General features: G+C 67.6%; 17 protein-coding genes. 9 read left to right on the top strand and 8 right to left on the bottom strand.

What is annotated here, in order from left to right; translation table 11 throughout:
* The first annotated feature begins 119 nt into the window (after positions 1-119).
* Genes ACTPOE_RS09635 through rsmA form a run of 3 tightly spaced genes read left to right on the top strand, consistent with a single transcriptional unit; the run spans position 120 to position 4,928 of the window.
* On the top strand, positions 120-2,486 hold the full coding sequence (locus tag ACTPOE_RS09635) for an LPS-assembly protein LptD (RefSeq protein ID WP_458871997.1): 2,367 nt from the start codon (positions 120-122) through the stop codon (positions 2,484-2,486).
* On the top strand, positions 2,486-4,012 hold the full coding sequence (locus tag ACTPOE_RS09630) for a peptidylprolyl isomerase (protein WP_458872801.1): 1,527 nt from the start codon (positions 2,486-2,488) through the stop codon (positions 4,010-4,012). Before ACTPOE_RS09635 ends, ACTPOE_RS09630 begins: the two co-directional genes overlap by 1 nt.
* Position 4,013: 1 nt before the next feature.
* Positions 4,014-4,928, top strand: a complete 915-nt coding sequence (rsmA, locus tag ACTPOE_RS09625; protein ID WP_458871996.1) for a 16S rRNA (adenine(1518)-N(6)/adenine(1519)-N(6))-dimethyltransferase RsmA — start codon at positions 4,014-4,016, stop codon at positions 4,926-4,928.
* 204 nt (positions 4,929-5,132) lie between these two features.
* Here rsmA and ACTPOE_RS09620 read toward each other — a convergent pair whose 3' ends face one another.
* The 7 genes from ACTPOE_RS09620 to glyQ all read right to left on the bottom strand — a co-directional run bounded on the left by ACTPOE_RS09620 (position 5,133) and on the right by glyQ (position 12,233).
* On the bottom strand, positions 5,133-5,708 hold the full coding sequence (locus ACTPOE_RS09620) for a hypothetical protein (protein ID WP_458871995.1): 576 nt from the start codon (positions 5,706-5,708) through the stop codon (positions 5,133-5,135).
* Positions 5,709-6,320: 612 nt separating this feature from the next.
* Complete coding sequence (gloA, locus tag ACTPOE_RS09615) at positions 6,321-6,713, bottom strand: lactoylglutathione lyase (protein WP_458871994.1); 393 nt, start codon at positions 6,711-6,713, stop codon at positions 6,321-6,323.
* 143 nt (positions 6,714-6,856) lie between these two features.
* A complete protein-coding gene (locus tag ACTPOE_RS09610) occupies positions 6,857-7,909 on the bottom strand; it encodes a M48 family metallopeptidase (RefSeq protein ID WP_458871993.1) in 1,053 nt (350 codons plus the stop codon).
* 4 nt (positions 7,910-7,913) lie between these two features.
* A complete protein-coding gene (locus ACTPOE_RS09605; RefSeq protein WP_458871992.1) occupies positions 7,914-8,645 on the bottom strand; it encodes a lysophospholipid acyltransferase family protein in 732 nt (243 codons plus the stop codon).
* Positions 8,642-9,196 (bottom strand): D-glycero-beta-D-manno-heptose 1,7-bisphosphate 7-phosphatase, encoded by a 555-nt coding sequence (gene gmhB, locus ACTPOE_RS09600; protein ID WP_458871991.1) that lies wholly within the window; start codon positions 9,194-9,196, stop codon positions 8,642-8,644. Before gmhB ends, ACTPOE_RS09605 begins: the two co-directional genes overlap by 4 nt.
* Complete coding sequence (gene glyS, locus ACTPOE_RS09595) at positions 9,193-11,337, bottom strand: glycine--tRNA ligase subunit beta (protein ID WP_458871990.1); 2,145 nt, start codon at positions 11,335-11,337, stop codon at positions 9,193-9,195. Before glyS ends, gmhB begins: the two co-directional genes overlap by 4 nt.
* Positions 11,338-11,339: 2 nt before the next feature.
* Positions 11,340-12,233: a glycine--tRNA ligase subunit alpha gene (gene glyQ / locus ACTPOE_RS09590; protein ID WP_458871989.1), complete on the bottom strand. Its 894-nt coding sequence runs from the start codon at positions 12,231-12,233 to the stop codon at positions 11,340-11,342.
* A gap of 104 nt (positions 12,234-12,337) precedes the next feature.
* Between glyQ and ACTPOE_RS09585 the strand changes: the two genes are divergently transcribed.
* The 5 genes from ACTPOE_RS09585 to ACTPOE_RS09565 are packed head-to-tail and all read left to right on the top strand — an operon-like array spanning position 12,338 to position 16,709.
* Positions 12,338-13,105 (top strand): crotonase/enoyl-CoA hydratase family protein, encoded by a 768-nt coding sequence (locus ACTPOE_RS09585; protein ID WP_458871988.1) that lies wholly within the window; start codon positions 12,338-12,340, stop codon positions 13,103-13,105.
* A 34-nt stretch (positions 13,106-13,139) separates the two neighbouring features.
* Positions 13,140-13,376, top strand: a complete 237-nt coding sequence (locus ACTPOE_RS09580) for a hypothetical protein (protein ID WP_458871987.1) — start codon at positions 13,140-13,142, stop codon at positions 13,374-13,376.
* Complete coding sequence (locus ACTPOE_RS09575; RefSeq protein ID WP_458871985.1) at positions 13,373-14,896, top strand: fumarate hydratase; 1,524 nt, start codon at positions 13,373-13,375, stop codon at positions 14,894-14,896. The genes ACTPOE_RS09580 and ACTPOE_RS09575 overlap by 4 nt, the downstream gene beginning before the upstream one ends.
* A gap of 26 nt (positions 14,897-14,922) precedes the next feature.
* Positions 14,923-15,741, top strand: coding sequence for an HpcH/HpaI aldolase/citrate lyase family protein (locus ACTPOE_RS09570; protein ID WP_458871984.1), 819 nt, complete (start codon positions 14,923-14,925; stop codon positions 15,739-15,741).
* Positions 15,738-16,709, top strand: a complete 972-nt coding sequence (locus ACTPOE_RS09565; RefSeq protein WP_458871983.1) for a thymidylate synthase — start codon at positions 15,738-15,740, stop codon at positions 16,707-16,709. Before ACTPOE_RS09570 ends, ACTPOE_RS09565 begins: the two co-directional genes overlap by 4 nt.
* A 19-nt stretch (positions 16,710-16,728) precedes the next feature.
* Here ACTPOE_RS09565 and ACTPOE_RS09560 read toward each other — a convergent pair whose 3' ends face one another.
* Entirely contained in the window at positions 16,729-17,151 is a 423-nt protein-coding gene (locus ACTPOE_RS09560) for an OsmC family protein (RefSeq protein WP_458871982.1), read from the bottom strand.
* Positions 17,152-17,369: 218 nt separating this feature from the next.
* Between ACTPOE_RS09560 and ACTPOE_RS09555 the strand changes: the two genes are divergently transcribed.
* Entirely contained in the window at positions 17,370-19,043 is a 1,674-nt protein-coding gene (locus tag ACTPOE_RS09555; protein ID WP_458871980.1) for a cbb3-type cytochrome c oxidase subunit I, read from the top strand.

Raw genomic sequence — 19,043 nt, 5'->3', positions numbered from 1 at the left:
GAGACGGATCGGACGGAACACGATGCGGTCCGGCTTCTTCTCTATAATACTGGGTCGCTGGTCGTCGCGGGTGGACCGATCGGCCGTCGTCTCTTTCAACCATTTCGGGGAACCGGGTCTTGGCGCATTGGATCGGTCGCATCATCTTCCTGGGTCTGTGCCTGCCGGCGCCGGTCCTCGCGGCGCAGCCCTCGCCGGATGCGGACGGTATGCGGATGGTCGGCAGCCTGCGGCTGCATCCGGGCCTGAAGGACGACGCCCTGCCGTCGTTCCTGATCGGCGACGACATCAGCCGCGACGCCGACGGGCGGGTGATCCTGCGCGGCGACGCCCAGGTCCGTCGGCTGGATTCCGTGATCAAGGGCGACCGTATCGATTACCTGCAGTCCACGGGCGAGGCCGAAGTCCGCGGCAACGGCCTGGTGATCCGCGACGGCAATCTCGTGCGCGGGCCGCACCTGCGCTACAACGTCGACACGGAAAAGGGCCTGATCGAGCAGCCGCGCTTCTGGCTGGGCGGATCGGCCGGCGCCGGCACGGCCGACGAAGCGGAAATCCTCAGCCGCCAGCACATGCGCCTGAAGAATGTGCGCTACAGCGGCTGGACGGGCCCGGACCCGGCCTGGACCATCGATTCCAGCCGCGTCGACCTGTACCTGGATGAAAACGAGGGCGCGGCGCGCAATGGTGTGCTGTATTTCAAGGGCGCCCCCATCCTGTATTCGCCCTACCTGACGTTTCCGCTCGGCAAGGACCGCAAGACCGGCTTCCTGCTGCCGACCTACGGCACGTCCAGCAACGGCGGGATCGAGATCACGACCCCGTATTATCTGAACCTGGCGCCGAACTACGACGCCACGCTGTCTCCCCGCTATCTCAGCAAGCGCGGTCTGCTGTTGGGCACGGAATTCCGGCACCTGAACGCCGATTCCCATTCCGAACTGTTCGGCACCTACATCATGCGGGACCGCCAGACGGGCGACAAGCGCTGGATGTATTCGGTGCAGCACACCCGGACGCTGGGCCAAGGCTTCAGCGCCTATCTGGATGCGCGCAAGGTATCCGACGACGATTATTTCCGCGATTTCTCGTCCTTCGGACTGACGGACGCGGCCATCACCTACATGCCCAGCCAGGCGATGCTGTCCTGGGCCGACAGCCGCTACCTGTCCGGCTATCTGCAGTTCTACCGCTACCAGACCTTGCAGGACAGCACCGGATCCTTCCTGGCGCCGCCCTATGACATGCTGCCCCAGCTCGGCTTCACCGCGCAGCGCTACGGCTGGCACGGCCTGGACGTGGTGTCCACGAACACGGCGACCCGCTTCGTCGCGCCAATCTATCGCGGCGACGCCTTCCCCGAACAATCCGGCCGGCGCCTGATGCCCAACGGCACGCGCCTGACCTCCTATACCTCGATCGCGCGGCCTTTCGTGCTGCCCGGGGCCTACCTGACGCCCAAGGTCGGCCTGCACATGAGCCAGTACGAGACGGAATGGTTCGCCAGCACGCCGGGCATGGAACGATTCGCCGGCCGCCCCACCAGCCAGTCGCGGGTGCTGCCGATCGCCTCGGTGGATACCGGCCTGACGCTGGAGCGCAATGCCTCGCTGTTCGGCAACGCCGCCATCCAGACGCTCGAGCCGCGCGTGTACTACTTGTACGTACCGTATCGCGACCAGTCGGACCTGCCCGTCTTCGACACGGGGCTGGCGACGTTCAACTACCAGCAGGCTTTCGACGAGAACATCTTCAGCGGCGGCTGGGACCGCATCGCCAACGCGAACCAGCTGACCGTCGGCCTGACGAGCCGCTGGCTGGACGCCGACACCGGGTTCGAGCGCCTGTCCCTGTCGCTCGCCCAGCGCTTCTATTTCGACAATCAGCGGGTGACGCTGTCCAGCGAAACGCCCCGTATCGACACCCAGTCGGATTACCTGGTCGGGGCCAAAGCGGCGCTGACCGACAAGTTCTCGGTGTATTTCGACGGCCTGTTCGACCACAGGACCCAGCAGCGCAACCGGCTCAGCAGTGGCGTGCGCTGGACGCCGAAGCGTCTGGCGACGGTGTCGCTGTCCTACCGCTACGAGCGCGATGTCAACAGCTATGCCGACCCCTACGGGGTGCTGCCTTCGGGCACCGTCCCGGCGACCCGGGAACAGGTCAGCCTGAGCACTCAGTGGCCGCTGTCCGTGCGCTGGTACGGGGTGGGCCGCTATGATTATTCCCTGGCGGAAAAGCGCAACACGCAATCCATCATGGGCCTGGAGTACCGGGGCGACGGTGGCTGGGCCGCGCGCGTGGTGATGCAGCGCTACGCGGTGTCGGCCCAGAAGACCAACACGGCGCTGTTCCTGCAACTGGAGCTCACCGGGCTGGGCTCCCTGGGCACCGATCCCATGTCCCTGCTGACCGATCGCGTCATCGGTTATCAGCCCGTCACTCCCCACACGCCTGAAAAAACCGTTTTCGAGAGGTACGAATGATGTCTGGCTTGCGTCATCCCGCCCGCGCCCTGGCGCTGGCCATCGTGCTGGGCGCCTGGGTGTCCGCGTCCGCCCTGGCGGCCGGCAAGCCGGCGCACCGCCCGGCCCCCGCCCAGGCTGCGCCCGCCCCCGCGTCCGAACAATTCGTGGACGGCATCGCCGCCATCATCGACAAGGAGGTCATCACACTGGCCCAGGTCGATGCCAAGGCGGTCCAGGTGCGCCGCCAGATGGAGCAGCAACGCATCCCGGTGCCCGAGGCGTCCGTGCTGCGGCGGCAGGTGCTTCAGCAGATGATCAATGCGGCCCTTCAGGACCATGAGGCCAGGCGCGTCGGCATTCGCGTGTCCGACGCCCAGGTCGATCGCGCGGTGCAGGCCATCGCTCAGCGCAACCGCATCCCGGTCGACCAGTTGCGGCGTGAAATCGCCAACAACGGCATGAACTGGGATGACTACCGCGCCGATCTGCGTTCCCAGATCCAGGACGACATCCTGCGCCAGCGCTTCGTCGAAGACCGTATCACCATCAGCGACAGCGACGTCGATGCCTTTCTGTCCATGAACGCCGGCCAGCCGGTGGCCGCGCCGCCCGCCGCCGCGCCCGCGCCGGCGGAAGAGCCCGAACCGGCACCGGTCCCGACCGGCCCCGAACTGGTCGAGCTGGCGCAGATCCTGATCGAGGTTCCAGACTACGCCGCTAGCGACGTCGTCGAGGAGAAGCGCAAGCAGGCGGAGGCCATCCTGCGCAAGCTCAAGTCCGGCGCCGATTTCGCCGGCGTCGCCGCCGCCTCGTCGAACGGCCCCCAGGCCCTGGAGGGCGGCAACATGGGCATCCGGCCCTTGCACGATTGGCCAGACCTGTTCGCGCGGGCCATCGCGAATACGCCGCCCGGCGGCATCAGCGGGATCGTGCAGAGCGGCCGCGGCTTCCACATCCTGAAAGTCCTGCGCCGGGGCTACGCTCAGCGTCCCGCCCCCAGGGCCGCCAAGTCCGCGCCCTCCCAGGCGGCGCAGGCTCCGGCCGCCGCCGCGCCACGCGCCCCGGCGCCCTCGGGTCCCGTGATGGTCACGCAGACCCATGCCCGTCACATCCTGATCAAGATTTCCAAAGTCATGGATGACGACAAGGCCCGCGCCATCCTCGAAGGCCTGCGCGCCCGCATCGAACACGGCGAATCCTTTGCCGAGCTGGCCAAGCGCTACTCCGAGGACGCCTCCGCGCCCCAGGGAGGCGACCTGGGCTGGCTCAATCCCGGCGAGACCGTGCCGGCCTTCGAGCAGGCCATGAACGCGCTGCAGGACGGTCAGGTCAGCGAACCGGTCAAGTCGCCGTTCGGCTGGCACCTGATCCAGGTCGAGGGCCGCCAGACCAAGAACATGGAACAGGAATTCCGCCGCATGCAGGCGCGCCGCGAGCTGATGGAACGCCGCATCGGGCCGGCCTACGAGGATTGGCTCGACCAGTTGCGCGGTCAGGCCTACATTGACAACCGCCTGGAAAAGGCGGCCGGCGACGGCCGCTGACATGGGGCACCAGAAAACGCCGGGCCGCCCCAAGTTTTCCGATCCTCCTCGGGGGGACGGCGGGGCGCAGCCCCGCCCAGGGGGCGCGCATCAGGCGCGCAAACGTTTCGGCCAGCACTTCCTGGCCGACGAATCGGTGGTGGACGCCATCGTGCGCGCCATCGATCCGCAGCCCGGCGATGTCATGGTCGAGATCGGTCCGGGCCTGTCGGCGCTGACGGCACCGCTGCTGGAGCGGCTGGACCGGCTGACCGTGGTCGAGCTGGACCGCGATCTGGCCCGGCGGCTGCGCGGCCGCTGGGGAGAGGACCGCTTGAGGGTGGTCGAGGCCGATGCCCTGACCGTGGACTTCGGCGATCCGGCGTTCGCCGCCGGCGCGGAATCGGGCCAGGTCGTGGCGGATATCCCCCGGCTGCGCGTGGTGGGCAACCTGCCCTACAACATCTCCAGTCCGTTGCTCTTCCATCTGCTGCGCTGGGCCGGCCGGATCCGCGATCAGCATTTCATGCTGCAGCGTGAAGTCGTTGATCGCATGGTGGCCCGCCCCGGAGACAGCCAGTACGGACGCCTGTCCGTCATGCTCCAGGCGCGCTACCGGATGACGCACCTGTTCGATGTGCCGCCCGAGGCTTTCGATCCGCCGCCCCGGGTGATGTCGGCCGTGGTGCGCATGCGCCCGCTGGCGTCGGATGCGCTGCGCCAGCCCCGCGACGCGCGGGTGTTCGAGCGGCTGGTGGCCCGGGTCTTCGAGCAGCGCCGCAAGATGATCCGGGGCAGCCTGGGCGCCTGGGCGGAATGGCTGGACTGGAACGCCCTGGGAGTGGTACCGACCGCGCGGCCCCAGGAACTGACGGTGGCGCAGTTCATGGACATGGCCGACGCCCTGTCGGATGCCGGGGTGACGCCGACCGCGTGAACGCGCCGTGGGCGTCTCAGCTGGTTTTCGCGGCCCGCGCGCGGGCCGTGTGAAAGCTGATGAAGCGCGGGCATCGCGCCACCGGCGGAACGGGTCGCGCCGGCATCCCCGGGCGAAGACGTGCGCTTGTCGCGCATCCTTGGCGGAGCGGCCGGGCAGTGGTTTCGCGGCGCTTACGCAGATCCTTGCGCTCAAACGGGGAATTCAGCAGTATGTCCAGGGCGGTGTCGAGTATTTGATTTTTACGGGCATGCAGCCGAGACGTTTATAAAAAATCCGCTCACCCAGCAAGGGCCACCAGTCGTATAGAAACATCTCCATCGGCCGCCACAAGGCGACCCAGCCGCCGATTATCAGACTCTCCCGAAACATCTTCGCCAGGGAACTTTCACCGAGAAGTTGCGCCCCGGCCAGGGTCGTGGCCAGGAAGGCCAATCCAATCATCAAGCTGATCGCGCCACGACGCAGATGAAGTCGCAGTTTTCGCTTGGACTGTTTCGACAGGTGGGTGAAGTAGGCGCGGGTGGCATTGCCGACAACATGATCCTCCTGGCCCGTCGAGTCTGATTGGTCCACGTGGAGGATCAACGCTAAAGGGGCCCTGGCCGGAAACTCCTTGGCGCTATCCACAATACGGTCCGCCACATTGGGATGGAGATTCTTTTCGCAAAGCGGCGATGGATCCATGGTGTCGAACAGTTTGTTCAAATCATCCAGGTGCATCTCGATGACCCCGTGGCTCTCTGGAATCACGTCTTCGAAGCGGTTCTTGTCAGTCATTGTTTTGGGCCGGCTTTATGGGTGACACATGGGCGTGCGCATGAATCGATGGAATTTCCAAAGAAGGGCCCTGGAGAGGATGAAACGCTTGCATGCATGGAGTCCCGCATCGGCTCGATCGTAAATTCTGCTTCGAGTAAGCGATTGGCGAGATTGGGTATTCCGGTTGATCGTGACCAGCGGTTCCGGCATTGTGAACAGTGATTCCGATGGTCGTGACCGCCCAGACGGCGGGGTGGTCAACAACGGCATTGGGAATTGTACTTTGAGGTCATTTCGGCCTCTACGCAAGGCAGGGGGGGCTCGGGACTCGAGGTCCAATCGGCGGCCTTTGCGGTCCCGGTCCCGCGCCGGGCCGCTCTCTGGATTCCCCTTTCGGGATGATGCGGTGCGCCTGCGCAAGCCAGAGATCCTGCATGGCGTCAGCCAAGGCGGGATCCCCGATCCAGGCATGCCGGTGATCAACCGGCAACCGGCCTGACAACTACCGCCACGGCCGTCGCGACGCCGGCCTGGCCCTGCCGCTGTCCGATCGGCGCGGGGGTATTTTTCCCATCCGCTACGCGCTGCGCAGTGGATCGGCATATCCGGCGTTTGATGGCGTCAGTTGTCTTAACTCATTGAGTTCGCTTGTATCAATTCGATCCTGTAGCCATCGGGATCCTCGACGAAGGCGATCACGGTGGTGCCGTGCTTCATGGGACCGGCCTCGCGCACGACCAGGCCTCCGCGCGCCTTGATGGTGGCGCAGGTATCGTAGGCGTCTTCGACCTCGATGGCGATGTGGCCGTAGCCGGTGCCTATCTCGTAGTGGTCGGTGTCCCAGTTGTGGGTCAGTTCGATGACGGCGCCGTCGGCCTCGTCCTGGTAACCGACGAAGGCCAGGGTGAAGCGGCCTTCCGGGTAGTCCTTGCGGCGCAGCAGCCGCATGCCCAGGGTCTCTGTGTAGAACATCAGGGAACGGTCCAGATTGCCGACGCGCAGCATGGTGTGCAGCAGGCGCATGATGAAGTCCTCCGATTGCGCAGCAATACACCATCATACGCATATTTGAGGGGTTGAGCCTGGATACCGGGAGGTCCATCGGGACCGTACCATGCCCGGCTCATCCGGGCGGCATGCGGGCCGCGAGACGGAGCGGCATGGGCTCAGATCAGCGGCAGGGTATCCGGGAGCTGGCGGCGCAGCGTGTCACGCGCCGTGCGAAAATCCGGGCACAGGCGCTCGACCTCGCGCCAGAAGGCGGGGCCGTGGTTCATTTCCTTCAGGTGGGCGACCTCGTGGGCGATCACGTAGTCGATCAGGGCCGGCGCGAAATGGATCAGACGCCAGTTCAGCCGGATGCGTCTCTGGCTTGTGCACGAGCCCCAGCGGCCCTGGGCGGAGGACAGGCTCCAGCCGAGGATGGAGCGGTCCGCCCGCTCCAGGCAGCGCCGCAGGCGCGCGTCGAAATCGGTTCGCGCGCGCGCCTGCAGCCAGGCCTGGGCGCGTTCCTGGATGCGGCCCGCGTCGGCCGTGTCGGGCAGGGGCAGGAACAGGCGATCGCCTGCGGCGGGCCTGTCCGGATCGCCCTCGTAGCGGGCCGGCCGGGCACCGTCCAGCCGCAGCTCGATGGCGGTGCCCAGGTAGGGGATGCGGCCGCCTGGCCGCCACTGGCCGGCCTGCAGGGCCAGTTGTTCCAGCCGCTGGTCGCGGTCTCGGAGCTTGTCCCGGATCCAGCCCGCCTTGTGCCGGATCGCGTCCTCGATCTGCGCGCGTGTAGCCCAGGCGGGGGCCTGGATCGCCAGGCCGGTGTCGCGGATGTGCAGCCCGATGGTCTTGCGGCGCGCCCGGCGCAGTACATAGCCCAGCGCCCAACCGTCCAGATCCAGGGTCAGCCAGCGTCCGCCCGGCGGCAGGGCGGACGGGGGTTCCGGCGCGGATGGCCGGCGCGGGGCGGGCGAGACGGCCGGTGCGACGAGCGGTTCGCCCGCAGGACGGGGCGCGGGACGGCCGGGTTTTCCAGCGGCGCGCCCGTGGACGGCCGCGGATTCGGCGGGCGGGCAATCGCCGGCGTCGAACAGGTCGAGCTGGCGGATGCGAAGAACTCCGGCCTGCGGGCCGGAGCTTCTTCGCCACTCGACAGGAGTGTCTTCGGCATCGCCCGGAGGACCTGGTTCCGCTTGACCATGCCCTGAAGGGCGTGGTTTGCGCTTGGACATGTGGTCAGCGGTTGGCATAACGCTCGGGATTGAGGCGTCGCATCTCGGCCTCGATCCATTCGCGCACGGCGTTGTTCAGGGAGGCCGGCGTGTGCCCGGCCGGATCGATGGCGGGGCCGAAGGACACGGTCACCAGTCCCGGGGTCTTCAGAAAGGCGTTGCGCGGCCAGCATTCGCCGGCGTTGTGGGCGACCGGGATCACCGGCGCCCCGGTGCGGCAGGCCAGCAGCGCGCCCCCCTGCTTGTAGCGGCCGGTCTGGCCGGGCGCCACTCGGGTGCCTTCCGGGAACAGCACGGGCCAGCGGCCTTCTTCGAGGCGCCGGCTGCCGATCTTCACGACCTGGTCGAAGGATTCCTTGCCCTTGGTGCGGTCGATGGGGATCATGCTGAGCAATGCCAGGCTCCAGCCGAAGAAGGGCACGTAGTGCAGTTCCTTCTTGTAGACGAAGACTACGTCGCGCGGCAGCTTGACCGCGAAATACAGCGTTTCCCAGGCGGACTGGTGCTTGGACAGGATGATGGCCGGCCCTTCGGCGGGCAGGTGCTCCAGGCCGCGCGCCTGGTAGCGCATGCCGAGGATCCAGCGGGCGCCCCACAGCGCCATGCGCGGCCAGCCCAGGGTCAGCCAGTAGCGCCAGGACAGGGGCAGGGGAGCCCACAGCACGCAGCACAGGGCGTAGGGGATCACCGTCACGACCAGATAGGCCATGTAGAGCGCGGAACGAAGGTGGATCATGGGGCGGTTTTCAGCAAGGTGTCGGCCACGGCGGCCAGGTCGTCGCGGACCTGGGTGCCGGCGGGAAGTTCGCCGCTGGTGCCCGAGGTCTCCCAGGTCTTGCGGCCCTTGCCGGTCAGGACCAGCCAGGGGGCGCAGTGCGCGGCGGCCGCGGCGCGCAGGTCCCGCAGGCTGTCGCCCACCAGCGGGACGCCGTCCAGGCGCACGTCCAGGCGCTGGGCGATGTCGTGCAGCATGCCGGGCAGAGGTTTGCGGCAGGCGCAGCCGTCGTCCGGGCCATGGGGGCAGCAGAAGATCGCGTCGATGCGCCCGCCCGCATCGGCCACCGCCTGGCGCATCCGGGCGTGGATCGCGCCCAGGGTTTCCATGGTGAACAGGCCACGGGCGATGCCGGACTGGTTGGTGGCCACCACCACGCGCCAGCCGGCCTGGCTGAGCCGGCCGATGGCTTCCGGGCTGCCGGGGATCGGCACCCATTCGTCCGGCGACTTGATGTACGCGTCGCTGTCGTGGTTGATGACCCCGTCGCGATCCAGGATGACGAGTTTCACCGGTCGAGCCTCGACAGATCGGCCACCTGGTTCATCAGACCGTGCAGGGAGCGCAGCAGGGCCAGGCGGTTGGCCCGCACGCGGGGGTCCTCGGCCATGACCATGACGTCGGTGAAGAACGCGTCGACGGCGGCGCGGGCCTGGGCCAGGGTGGCCAGGCTGGCGGTGAAGTCGCCGGCCTGCAACTGGGCGGTGGCCTGGGGTTCCAGGCGGGCGATGGTCTCGGCCAGCTGGCGCTCGGCCGGTTCGGCCAGCAGCGCCGGGTCGAAGCCGGGCTGTGTGTCGTCGGCCTTTTTCAGCAGGTTGCTGACGCGCTTGTTGGCAGCGGCCAGGGATTCGGCCTCGGGCAGCGCGGCGAATCGTTCGCAGGCCTGGACGCGCGCCGCGACCTGGTGCAGCGGCGGGCGCAGGGCCAGCACCGCGTCGATGGCCGAGCGGTCGAAGCCGGCCGCCAGTTGGTTGCGGTAGCGTTCGTAGACGAAGTCCAGGACGGACTCGACCGTACCCTCGGCCAGGGTTCCGGGCGCGAAGCCGGCCGCCGCCTGCGCCAGCAGGGCCGACAGGCGCGCCGGGGAGTCCTGGCTGGCCCGCAGCCGGCCGCCGGCCGTGAGTTGCTCGTAGGCGCTGATCAGGCCCAGGGCCGCGCGGCGCAGGCCATAGGGGTCGCGTTCGCCCGTGGGGGCCAGGCCGATGCCCCAGATCCCGATCAGGGTCTCGGCGCGTTCCGCCATGTACAGCACGGTGGCCGTGAACGTGGCGTCGGTGACCGGCTCGTCCAGACGGATGCGGTACTGGTCGCGCAGGGCGCGCGCGACTTCGGGCGCCTCGCCGTCGTGGGCCGCGTAGTAGGCTCCCATGATGCCTTGCAGTTCGGGAAATTCGCCCACCATCTGGGTGCCCAGGTCGGCGTGAGCCAGCATGGCGGCACGGGCGGCGGGCTCGGAGGGGCCGCCCAGCAGCGGCGCCAGCCAGCGGGCCAGCTTGCGCACGCGCTCGGTGCGCTGCAACTGGGTGCCCAGTTTATTGTGGTAGACGCTGTTGGCCAGCTCGGCCACGCGGTCGATCAGCGGCGTCTTCAGGTCGGTCTGGTAGAAGAACTGCGCGTCGGCCAGGCGCGGGCGCACCACGCGCTGGTTGCCCTGGATGATGTGGGTCGGGTCGGCGGGCCGCATGTTGCTGACGATCAGGAAGCGATGGGTCAGCGCGCCTGTGGCCGGGTCGAACAGGGGGAAGTATTTCTGGTTCAGCCGCATCGTCAGGATCAGGCATTCCGGCGGTACGGCCAGGAAGGCTTCCTCGAAGGCGCCGACGTAGACCGTCGGGTATTCGACCAGGGCGGTGACTTCGTCGAGCAGGGCCTCGACCTCGGGATCCTGGCCGATGGTCGCGCCCAGCGAGGCGGAGGATTCGGCCAGCTGCCGGGCGATGAGCGCGCGCCGCTCGGCGAAGGACGGGACCACGCGGCCATCGACCGCCAGGCGGTCCGCCCAGGCTTCGGCCGATTCGATAGGCAGCGGGCCGGTTTCGAGGAAGCGGTGGCCCAGGGTGATCCGGCCGGCCTCCAGGCCCAGCGTGCGCACGGGCACGACGTCCGCGCCCCACAGGGCCAGCAGGCGCTGGGCCGGCCGCACGAACTTGACGTTGGTGCGGCCGTCGGCCAGCTGGTATTGCATGACCTTGGGGATGGGCAGGTGGGTGACGGCGTAGTCCAGGGCCTGCTGCAGGCCGTCGGCCAGGCGGGCGCCCGGGGCGGTGCCCTCGGCGTAGAGCACGTCCTGCTTGCCGTCATGCTTGCGGACCAGGTCGGTGGCGCCCAGGTGCCCCAGGCCCTTGGCCTGGAGCTTTTTCAGCAGCGCGGGGGTGGGTCCGCCCGCGGCGTCCAGGCCGATGGCCGCGGGCATGAGCTTTTCCGCGTAGGCCTGGTCGGGCGCCTGTCCCAGGACCGCGTCCAGCCGCACGGCCAGCCGCCGGGGCGTGGCGTAGGCGGCGCAGGCGCGGGGTTCGGCCAGCAGGCCGAGCGCGTCGAGCGTCTTGCGGATGCCTTCGGCGAAGGCCTGGCCCAGGGCGTCCAGTGCCTTGGGGGGGAGCTCCTCGGTGACCAGCTCGACGACCAGCGGGCGCGCGTTCGGGTTCGTGCTCATGATCACGCGACCTCCCGCAGCATGGGAAAGCCCAGGCGTTCGCGCGCGTCGTAGTAGGCCTGCGCCACGGCGCGGGACAGGGCGCGGATGCGGCCGATGTAGGTGGCGCGTTCGGTGACGCTGATGGCGCCGCGCGCGTCCAGCAGATTGAAGGTGTGGGCGGCTTTGAGGGTGGCCTCGTAGGCGGGCAGGGCGAGCGGGACTTCGATCAGGCGTTTGGCCTCGGCCTCGTAGTCGTTGAAGTGGGCGAACAGCATGGCGGTGGAGGCGATCTCGAAGTTGTAGGTGGACTGCTCGACCTCGTTTTGGTGGAACACGTCGCGGTAGTACACGGGCGTGCCGTCGGGGCCCTGGGTCCAGACCAGGTCGTAGACGGATTCCACGCCCTGCAGGTACATGGCCAGGCGTTCCAGGCCGTAGGTGATTTCGCCCATGGTCGGGTTGCAGTCCAGCCCGCCGACTTGCTGGAAGTAGGTGAACTGGGTGACTTCCATGCCGTTGAGCCAGACCTCCCAGCCCAGGCCCCAGGCGCCCAGGGTGGGGTTTTCCCAGTCGTCCTCGACGAAGCGGATGTCGTGCTGCCGCGGATCGATGCCCAGCGCGCGCAGGGAACCGATGTACAGGTCCAGGATGTCGAGCGGCGTCGGCTTGAGGACGACCTGGAACTGGTAGTAGTGCTGCAGCCGGTTGGGGTTTTCGCCATAGCGCCCGTCCTTGGGGCGGCGCGAGGGCTGCACGTAGGCCGCGCGCCAGGGTTCCGGGCCGATGGCGCGCAGGAACGTGGCGGTGTGCGAGGTGCCGGCCCCGACTTCCATGTCGTAGGGCTGCAGCAGGGCGCACCCCTGGCGATCCCAATATTGCTGGAGCGATAAAATCAGTTGTTGGAATGTGAGCATGGCGTGGCGGGCCAGGCCCGCGATGGTTTGTGTCGTCCGACGGACACGGCCTGGGCCTCGTCCGGAACGGCCATTTTATCCACTTCTCTTTTTTCGGAGAAAACATGAGCGATTGCCTCGACGTGCAGCGCCTGGACGGGGTGCTGATCATGCAGCTCAACCGGCCCCAGGCGCGCAATGCGATCAACCTGGAGACCGCCCAGGCCCTGGCCGCGGCCCTGGATACCCTGGACAGCGATCCGGATCTGCGCCTGGGCGTGCTGACCGGGTCCGGGGGAAATTTCTGCTCGGGCATGGACCTGAAGGCCTTCGCCGCGACCGGCCAGCGCCCCTATGTGGGCAAGCGCGGCTTTGCCGGCCTGTGCGAGCAGCCGCCCGCCAAGCCGCTGATCGCCGCCGTCGAGGGCTACGCGCTGGCCGGCGGGTGCGAACTGGTCCTGGCCTGCGACCTGGTCGTGGCGGCGCGCGATGCCCGCTTCGGCCTGCCCGAGGTCCGGCGCGGCCTGGTGCCGGGATCGGGCGGCATGCTGCGCCTGCCGTCGCGCATTCCCTATCACGTGGCCATGGAGGCCGTGCTGACGGGCGAGGCCTTCGGCGCCGAGCGCCTGCACCAGCTGGGCCTGGTCAACCGTCTGGCCGAGCCTGGCGCGGCGCTGGACGAGGCCCTGGCGATGGCGCGGACCATCGCCGCCAACGGCCCGCTGGCGGTGCGCACGGCCAAGTCCATCGTCGCGCAATCGCGCAACTGGCGGCCGGACGAGATGTTCGAGCGCCAGCGGCCCCTGATCGCCCATATCTTCACCTCGGAGGACGCCCGCGAGGGCGCGACCGCGTTCGCCGAGAAACGCCCCCCGGTCTGGAAAGGAAAATAGGGCCTGTTCCCTCTCATCAAGGAGTCGCGAAGACATGAAAAATTTGGTTGAACAAGGCGCCTGGCGCCGCGCGTATGTCCATACGCGCAAGACGGGCAACGCAGGGCAGGCGGATTTTTCATGCCTTCCCGAAGGGTTGGGCCTGAGCGCCGCCGCCCGCTGCGTTGTCCATCCTCGCAAGACATTGAGTCTTGCCGCGGTGCATGCCTTGCGCTCGACAGCGCTCAGGCCCAACGCGATTTCCTTGATGAGAGGGAGCAGGCCCCAATGACCACGATCACCGAAGACGACCTGATCCAGTCGATCGAGGACGCCGTCCAGTTCATCAGCATCTACCACCCGCTGGACTATATCCAGCACTTGGCGCGCGCCTACGAGACCGAGGAAAGCCCGGCGGCGCGCGACGCCATCGCCCAGATCCTGACCAACTCGCGCCTGTGCGCCGAGGGCCACCGTCCGATCTGCCAGGACACCGGCATCGTCAACGTCTTCCTGAAGATCGGCATGGATGTGCGTTTCGACACGCGCCGCAGCCTGCAGGAACTGTGCGACGAGGGCGTGCGCCGGGGCTACACCAATCCCGACAATCCGCTGCGCGCCTCGGTGCTGGACGATCCCTTGTTCACGCGCCGCAACACGCGCGACAACACGCCCTGCGTGCTGCACGTCGAGCTGGTCCCCGGGGACACGGTGGACGTCCAGGTCGCGGCCAAGGGCGGCGGTTCGGAAAACAAGACCAAGTTCGCCATGCTCAATCCCAGCGAGTCGCTGGTGGACTGGGTGCTCAAGACCGTACCGCACATGGGCGCGGGCTGGTGTCCGCCGGGCATGCTGGGGATCGGCGTGGGCGGCACGGCGGAAAAGGCCATGCTCATGGCCAAACAGTCCCTGATGCAGGACATCGATATGTATGAACTGCTGCGGCGCGGCCCGCGGAACAAGTTGGAGGAACTGCGCATCGACCTGTACCGCGAGGTCAACGCGCTGGGTATCGGCGCCCAGGGCCTGGGCGGGCTGACCACCGTGCTGGACGTCAAGATCCTCACCTGTCCGACGCATGCCGCCTCCAAGCCGGTCGCCATGATCCCGAACTGCGCCGCCACGCGCCATGTGCATTTCACGCTGGACGGCAGCGGCCCCGCGGCCCTGCGGCCGCCCGCCCTGTCCGAATGGCCGGAAGTCCACTGGAAACCCGACTACAAGGCCTCGCGCCAGGTGAACCTGGATGCGCTGACCCGCGAGGAAGTCGCCTCCTGGAAGCCGGGCGAGCGTCTGCTGCTGTCGGGCCGCATCCTGACGGGTCGCGACGCGGCCCACAAACGCATCCAGGACATGCTGGCGCGCGGCGAATCCCTGCCGGTGGATTTCCGCGGGCGCGTCATCTACTACGTTGGCCCGGTCGATCCGGTGCGCGACGAGGTCGTCGGCCCGGCGGGCCCCACCACCTCCACGCGCATGGATGCGTTTACCGATATGATGCTGGGACAGACGGGCCTGCTGGCCATGATCGGCAAGGCCGAGCGCGGCCCCGAGGCCATCGAGGCCATCCGCCGTCACGGCTCGGCCTACCTGATGGCAGTGGGCGGCTCCGCCTACCTGGTATCCAAGGCCATCCGCTCCGCGCGGGTGCTGGGTTTCGAGGACCTGGGCATGGAGGCCATCTATGAGTTCGAAGTGCGCGACATGCCGGTGACGGTGGCCGTCGACGCCCAGGGCACTTCGGTCCACCAGACCGGGCCGCGCGAATGGCGCGAGCGCATCGCCGCGCGCATCGTCCCGGCGCAGGCCTGAACGCCGACTTGAAGAAGGGGATTTCCATGCATGACACATTGATGCGTTCGGCGCTGTTCGTGCCGGCCAGCCGGCCGGAGCGCATACCCAAGGCGGTCGCCAGCGGCGCGGACGCCGTGATCGTCGACCTGGAGGACTCCGTCGCGCCCGAGGCCAAGGTCGCCGCGCGCGACGCGCTGGCGCGCCATGCGGCGGCGCACCCCGGAGACCGTCTGTGGGTGCGCATCAACGACGGCACCACCCCCTGGTTCGAGGACGATCTGGCCCTGTGCCGGTCGCTGCCGTCGGTCGTCGGCATCGTGCTGCCCAAGGCCCAGACCGCGGAACACGTCTACATCGTGTCCGGGGCGGGGAAGCCCCTGATGCCGGTGATCGAGTCCGCGGCCGGGCTGCGGGCGCTGGACCGGATCGCCGAGGCCCACGGCGTGGCGCGGCTGTCCTTCGGCAGCCTGGACCTGCTGGTCGAGCTGGGCACGCGGCCGATGACGGAGGCGTCCCGGTTCGTGCTCGGGCAGGTCCGCTTCGACATCCTGAAGGCCAGCCGCATGCACGGACTGGCCGATCCCCTGGACTGCGTCCATCCGGACTTCACCGACCTGGAAGTGCTGGAGCGGTCGTGCACGATGGCCCGGGACATGGGGTTCGGCGGGATGATGTGCATCCATCCCGCGCAGGTTCCCGTGGCGCATCGCGTTTTCCAGCCGCTGGCCGAGGAAATCGACTGGGCGCGCCGGGTGGTGGACCACGCCGATTCGACCGGCGAGTATGCGTTCCGCCTGGACGGCCGCATGGTCGACCTGCCTCTGATCGAGCGTGCCCGACGCATCCTGGAACGATCCGCATGAAAGCCTATCTGGACCTGGTCCGCTCGATCTTCGAACAGGGCGCCTGGCAGGACAACCGCACCGGCGTGCGTACCCTGAGCCTGCCGGGCGCCTGCCTGCGCTTCGACCTGCGCCAGGGCTTTCCCGCCGTCACCACCAAGCGCCTGGCCTTCAAGTCGGCCATGGGCGAACTGGCCGGTTTTCTGCGAGCGGCCGACAGCGCGGCGGATTTCCGCGCGCTGGGCTGCCGGGTCTGGGACCAGAACGCCAATGAGAACCGTGCCTGGCTGGACAGTCCCTGGCGCGACGGTCCCGACGATCTGGGGCCGGTCTACGGGGTGCAATGGCGCCAATGGCCGGCCTACAAGCTGCTGCCGGCCGATGCGGCCGCGCGCATCGAGGCCGCGCGGGAGCAGGGCTACCGCCCGGTCGGCCCGGTCCTGGACCGGGGCAGGCCGCATGTGCTGCTCTACAAGGCCGTGGATCAGTTGCGGACCTGCCTGGACACGCTGATCCGCGATCCGGGCAGCCGGCGCATCCTGTTCCATGGCTGGAACTGGGCGCAGATCGACGAGATGGCCTTGCCACCCTGTCACTTGCTGTATCAGTTCCTGGCGAATCCGGTGACGCGCGAACTGTCGTTGTGCCTGTACATCCGCAGCAACGACGTGGGTCTGGGCACGCCGTTCAATCTGGCCGAAGGCGCGGCCCTGACGCATCTGGTGGCGCGCCTGACGGGCTACGAGCCGCGCTGGTTCACGTATTTCATCGGCGACGCGCACATCTACGAGACGCATGTGGACATGCTGCGCGAACAGCTGAACCGTGATCCGCTGCCCGCGCCCCGGCTGCGCCTGTCGGACCGCATCCCGGCCTATGCGGACACCGGCCGCTACGAGCCGGAATGGCTGGAGCGTCTGGAGCCGGGGGATTTCGCGCTGGAGGACTACCGCCATCATGCGCCGTTGACGGCGCCGATGGCGGTATAGGGAACCTCGGTCCCGGCCTTCAGGCCGGGACGATCTCGATCGAGTGCGTGATCTCGGCCGTCTTTTCCAGCATGGCGATGGCCGAGCAGTATTTCGTGTGCGACAGCTCCACCGCGCGCTCCACGGCAGCGGCGGGCAGGTCGCGGCCCGTCACCCGGAACGCATAGTGGATCTTCGTGAAGACCTTGGGTTCGGTGTCGGCGCGTTCGGCCGTCAGGGCGACCTGGCAGCCCGTCACCGCATGGCGGCCGCGTTTCAGGATCAGCACCACGTCGTAGGCGGCGCAGCCGCCGGCGCCGGTCAGCACGGTTTCCATCGGACGGGGGGCCAGGTTGCGGCCGCCGCCGTCGGGGGCGCCGTCCATGGCCAGGACGTGGCCGCTGCCGGTGCGGGAAATGAACAGCATGCCCTCGGGGCCTTGCCAGTCGATGGTGCATTCCATGATGAGTCTTTTTCCTGTGGATGGCCTGGGGAAAAACGGTGCCGCGGGATGGCGCGCCGTCGTCGCGGACAGGCGCGATGTCCGTATCGTGATCAGGGTAATTCAGGCTTGCATTTCCTGCGTAGATTTATCATAGATCAATTCTATGCCTACAATAGCAGGTTGCCAGGGCCGGATTTCCGGGCCTTGCGCGTCTTTTGTCCTTCATCGGAAGCGCCGTGGATACCGTCACCGTATTACTCCTGACCTTCATATTATCCGTCACCGGACTGGGTGTCTTCATCTGGTCGCTCAGGCGGAACATGTTCGACGACAACCCCGAAGCCGCCTCGGTGATCTTCTCGACTGGCGAGATCGGCCATGTCGAGGACCCCTCCGCCACCCCCGAGCAGCGCGCCGGTCTGCAGAAGATCGTCACCGAGGGCGACAAGGCCGTCGTCGATCCGTCCCTGGCCGGTGAACTGAAGCAGGAGCTCGCCGCCCGCCTGGAGGCCGACCAGTCGACCGCCTACGCCACTTTCACCTTCCTGTGCTGTGCCATCGTCTGGCTGGTGCTGGCCTCGGCCTTCGGACTGATCAGTTCGATCAAGCTGCACAATCCCGAATTCCTGACGGAATACGCTTGGCTGACCTTCGGCCGCACGCGTACGCTGCACCTGAATATGGTGGCCTACGGCTGGTGTCCGATGGCGGCCTTCGGCGTGGCGATCTGGATGCTGCCGCGCCTGCTGAAGACGCGCCTGTACGGCGGGCGCTTCGCCCTGCTGGGCTGCATGCTGTGGAACGCCGGCCTGATCGCCGGGCTGGGCAGCATCGCCGTGGGCATCAACGACGGCCTGGAGTGGCTGGAAATCCCCTGGCAGGTCAGCATCCTGCTGGTGCTGGGCGGCGCCCTGATCGCGCTGCCGCTGGTGTTCACCTTGCGCAACCGCAAGGTCGAGCACCTGTACGTGTCGATCTGGTACATGGGCGCGGCGCTGTTCTGGTTCCCGGTGCTGTACCTGGTGGGCAAGATGCCCGGCGTGCACTTCGGTGTTGAACAGGCCACCATGAACTGGTGGTTCGGCCACAATGTGCTGGGCCTGTACTACACCCCGATCGCCCTGGCCTCGGTGTACTACTTCCTGCCCAAGATCATCGGCCGCCCGATCCAGTCCTACAACCTGTCGCTGATCGGCTTCTGGGCGCTGGCCTTCTTCTACGGCCAGGTCGGTGGCCACCACCTGGTCGGCGGTCCGGTGCCGCACTGGCTGATCACGCTGTCGATCGTCCAGTCCATGATGATGATCATCCCCGTGCTGGCCTTCTCGGTGAACCAGCACCTGACGATGCGCGGCCACTTCAAGACCATGTACTACTCGCCCACGCTGCGCTTCATCGTGCTGGGCGCCATGATGTACACCCTCAGCTCCGTCGAGGGTTCCTTCGAGGCCCTGCGCAGTGTCAGCACGGTGGCGCACTTCACCCACTTCACCGTGGCCCACGCTCACCTGGGGCTGTACGCCTTCTTCTCGATCGTGATGTTCGGCGCCATCTATTTCGTGATGCCGCGCGTCATGTCCTGGGAATGGCCGCATCCGAAGCTCATCATCGTGCACTTCTGGCTGGTGACCCTGGGCATCGGCATCTATTTCGTCAGCCTGTCCGTCGGCGGCTGGCTGCAGGGCCTGGCGATGCTGGACGCGACCAGACCCTTCATGGAATCCGTGCGGGTCACGATGCCCTATCTCGAAGGCCGCACGCTGGGCGGCACCATGATGACCCTGGGCCATCTGGTGTTCGCCGCGCACTTCGTGCTGATGGCCTTGCGCTACGGCACGAGCCGCGTGGGCCCCGCCCTGTTGCACAACCGTAAATCCTTGCCTGAGCATCAGGCGATCGCAGGTGCCTGA

This window comes from Castellaniella sp. WN, assembly GCF_054457555.1.
The sequence above is the reverse complement of the archived record's forward strand: the minus strand, read 5'-3'. Positions and strand labels throughout refer to the sequence as shown.

Bases quoted from the DNA above. Each gene is read 5' to 3' on its own strand.
- ACTPOE_RS09630 (WP_458872801.1), top strand. From the start codon at position 2,486: ATGTCTGGCTTGCGTCATCCCGCCCGCGCCCTGGCGCTGGCCATCGTG.
- rsmA (WP_458871996.1), top strand. From the start codon at position 4,014: ATGGGGCACCAGAAAACGCCGGGCCGCCCCAAGTTTTCCGATCCTCCT.
- ACTPOE_RS09620 (WP_458871995.1), bottom strand. From the start codon at position 5,708: ATGACTGACAAGAACCGCTTCGAAGACGTGATTCCAGAGAGCCACGGG.
- gloA (WP_458871994.1), bottom strand. From the start codon at position 6,713: ATGCGCCTGCTGCACACCATGCTGCGCGTCGGCAATCTGGACCGTTCC.
- ACTPOE_RS09610 (WP_458871993.1), bottom strand. From the start codon at position 7,909: ATGTCCAAGCGCAAACCACGCCCTTCAGGGCATGGTCAAGCGGAACCA.
- ACTPOE_RS09605 (WP_458871992.1), bottom strand. From the start codon at position 8,645: ATGATCCACCTTCGTTCCGCGCTCTACATGGCCTATCTGGTCGTGACG.
- glyS (WP_458871990.1), bottom strand. From the start codon at position 11,337: ATGAGCACGAACCCGAACGCGCGCCCGCTGGTCGTCGAGCTGGTCACC.
- glyQ (WP_458871989.1), bottom strand. From the start codon at position 12,233: ATGCTCACATTCCAACAACTGATTTTATCGCTCCAGCAATATTGGGAT.
- ACTPOE_RS09585 (WP_458871988.1), top strand. From the start codon at position 12,338: ATGAGCGATTGCCTCGACGTGCAGCGCCTGGACGGGGTGCTGATCATG.
- ACTPOE_RS09580 (WP_458871987.1), top strand. From the start codon at position 13,140: ATGAAAAATTTGGTTGAACAAGGCGCCTGGCGCCGCGCGTATGTCCAT.
- ACTPOE_RS09575 (WP_458871985.1), top strand. From the start codon at position 13,373: ATGACCACGATCACCGAAGACGACCTGATCCAGTCGATCGAGGACGCC.
- ACTPOE_RS09570 (WP_458871984.1), top strand. From the start codon at position 14,923: ATGCATGACACATTGATGCGTTCGGCGCTGTTCGTGCCGGCCAGCCGG.
- ACTPOE_RS09565 (WP_458871983.1), top strand. From the start codon at position 15,738: ATGAAAGCCTATCTGGACCTGGTCCGCTCGATCTTCGAACAGGGCGCC.
- ACTPOE_RS09560 (WP_458871982.1), bottom strand. From the start codon at position 17,151: ATGGAATGCACCATCGACTGGCAAGGCCCCGAGGGCATGCTGTTCATT.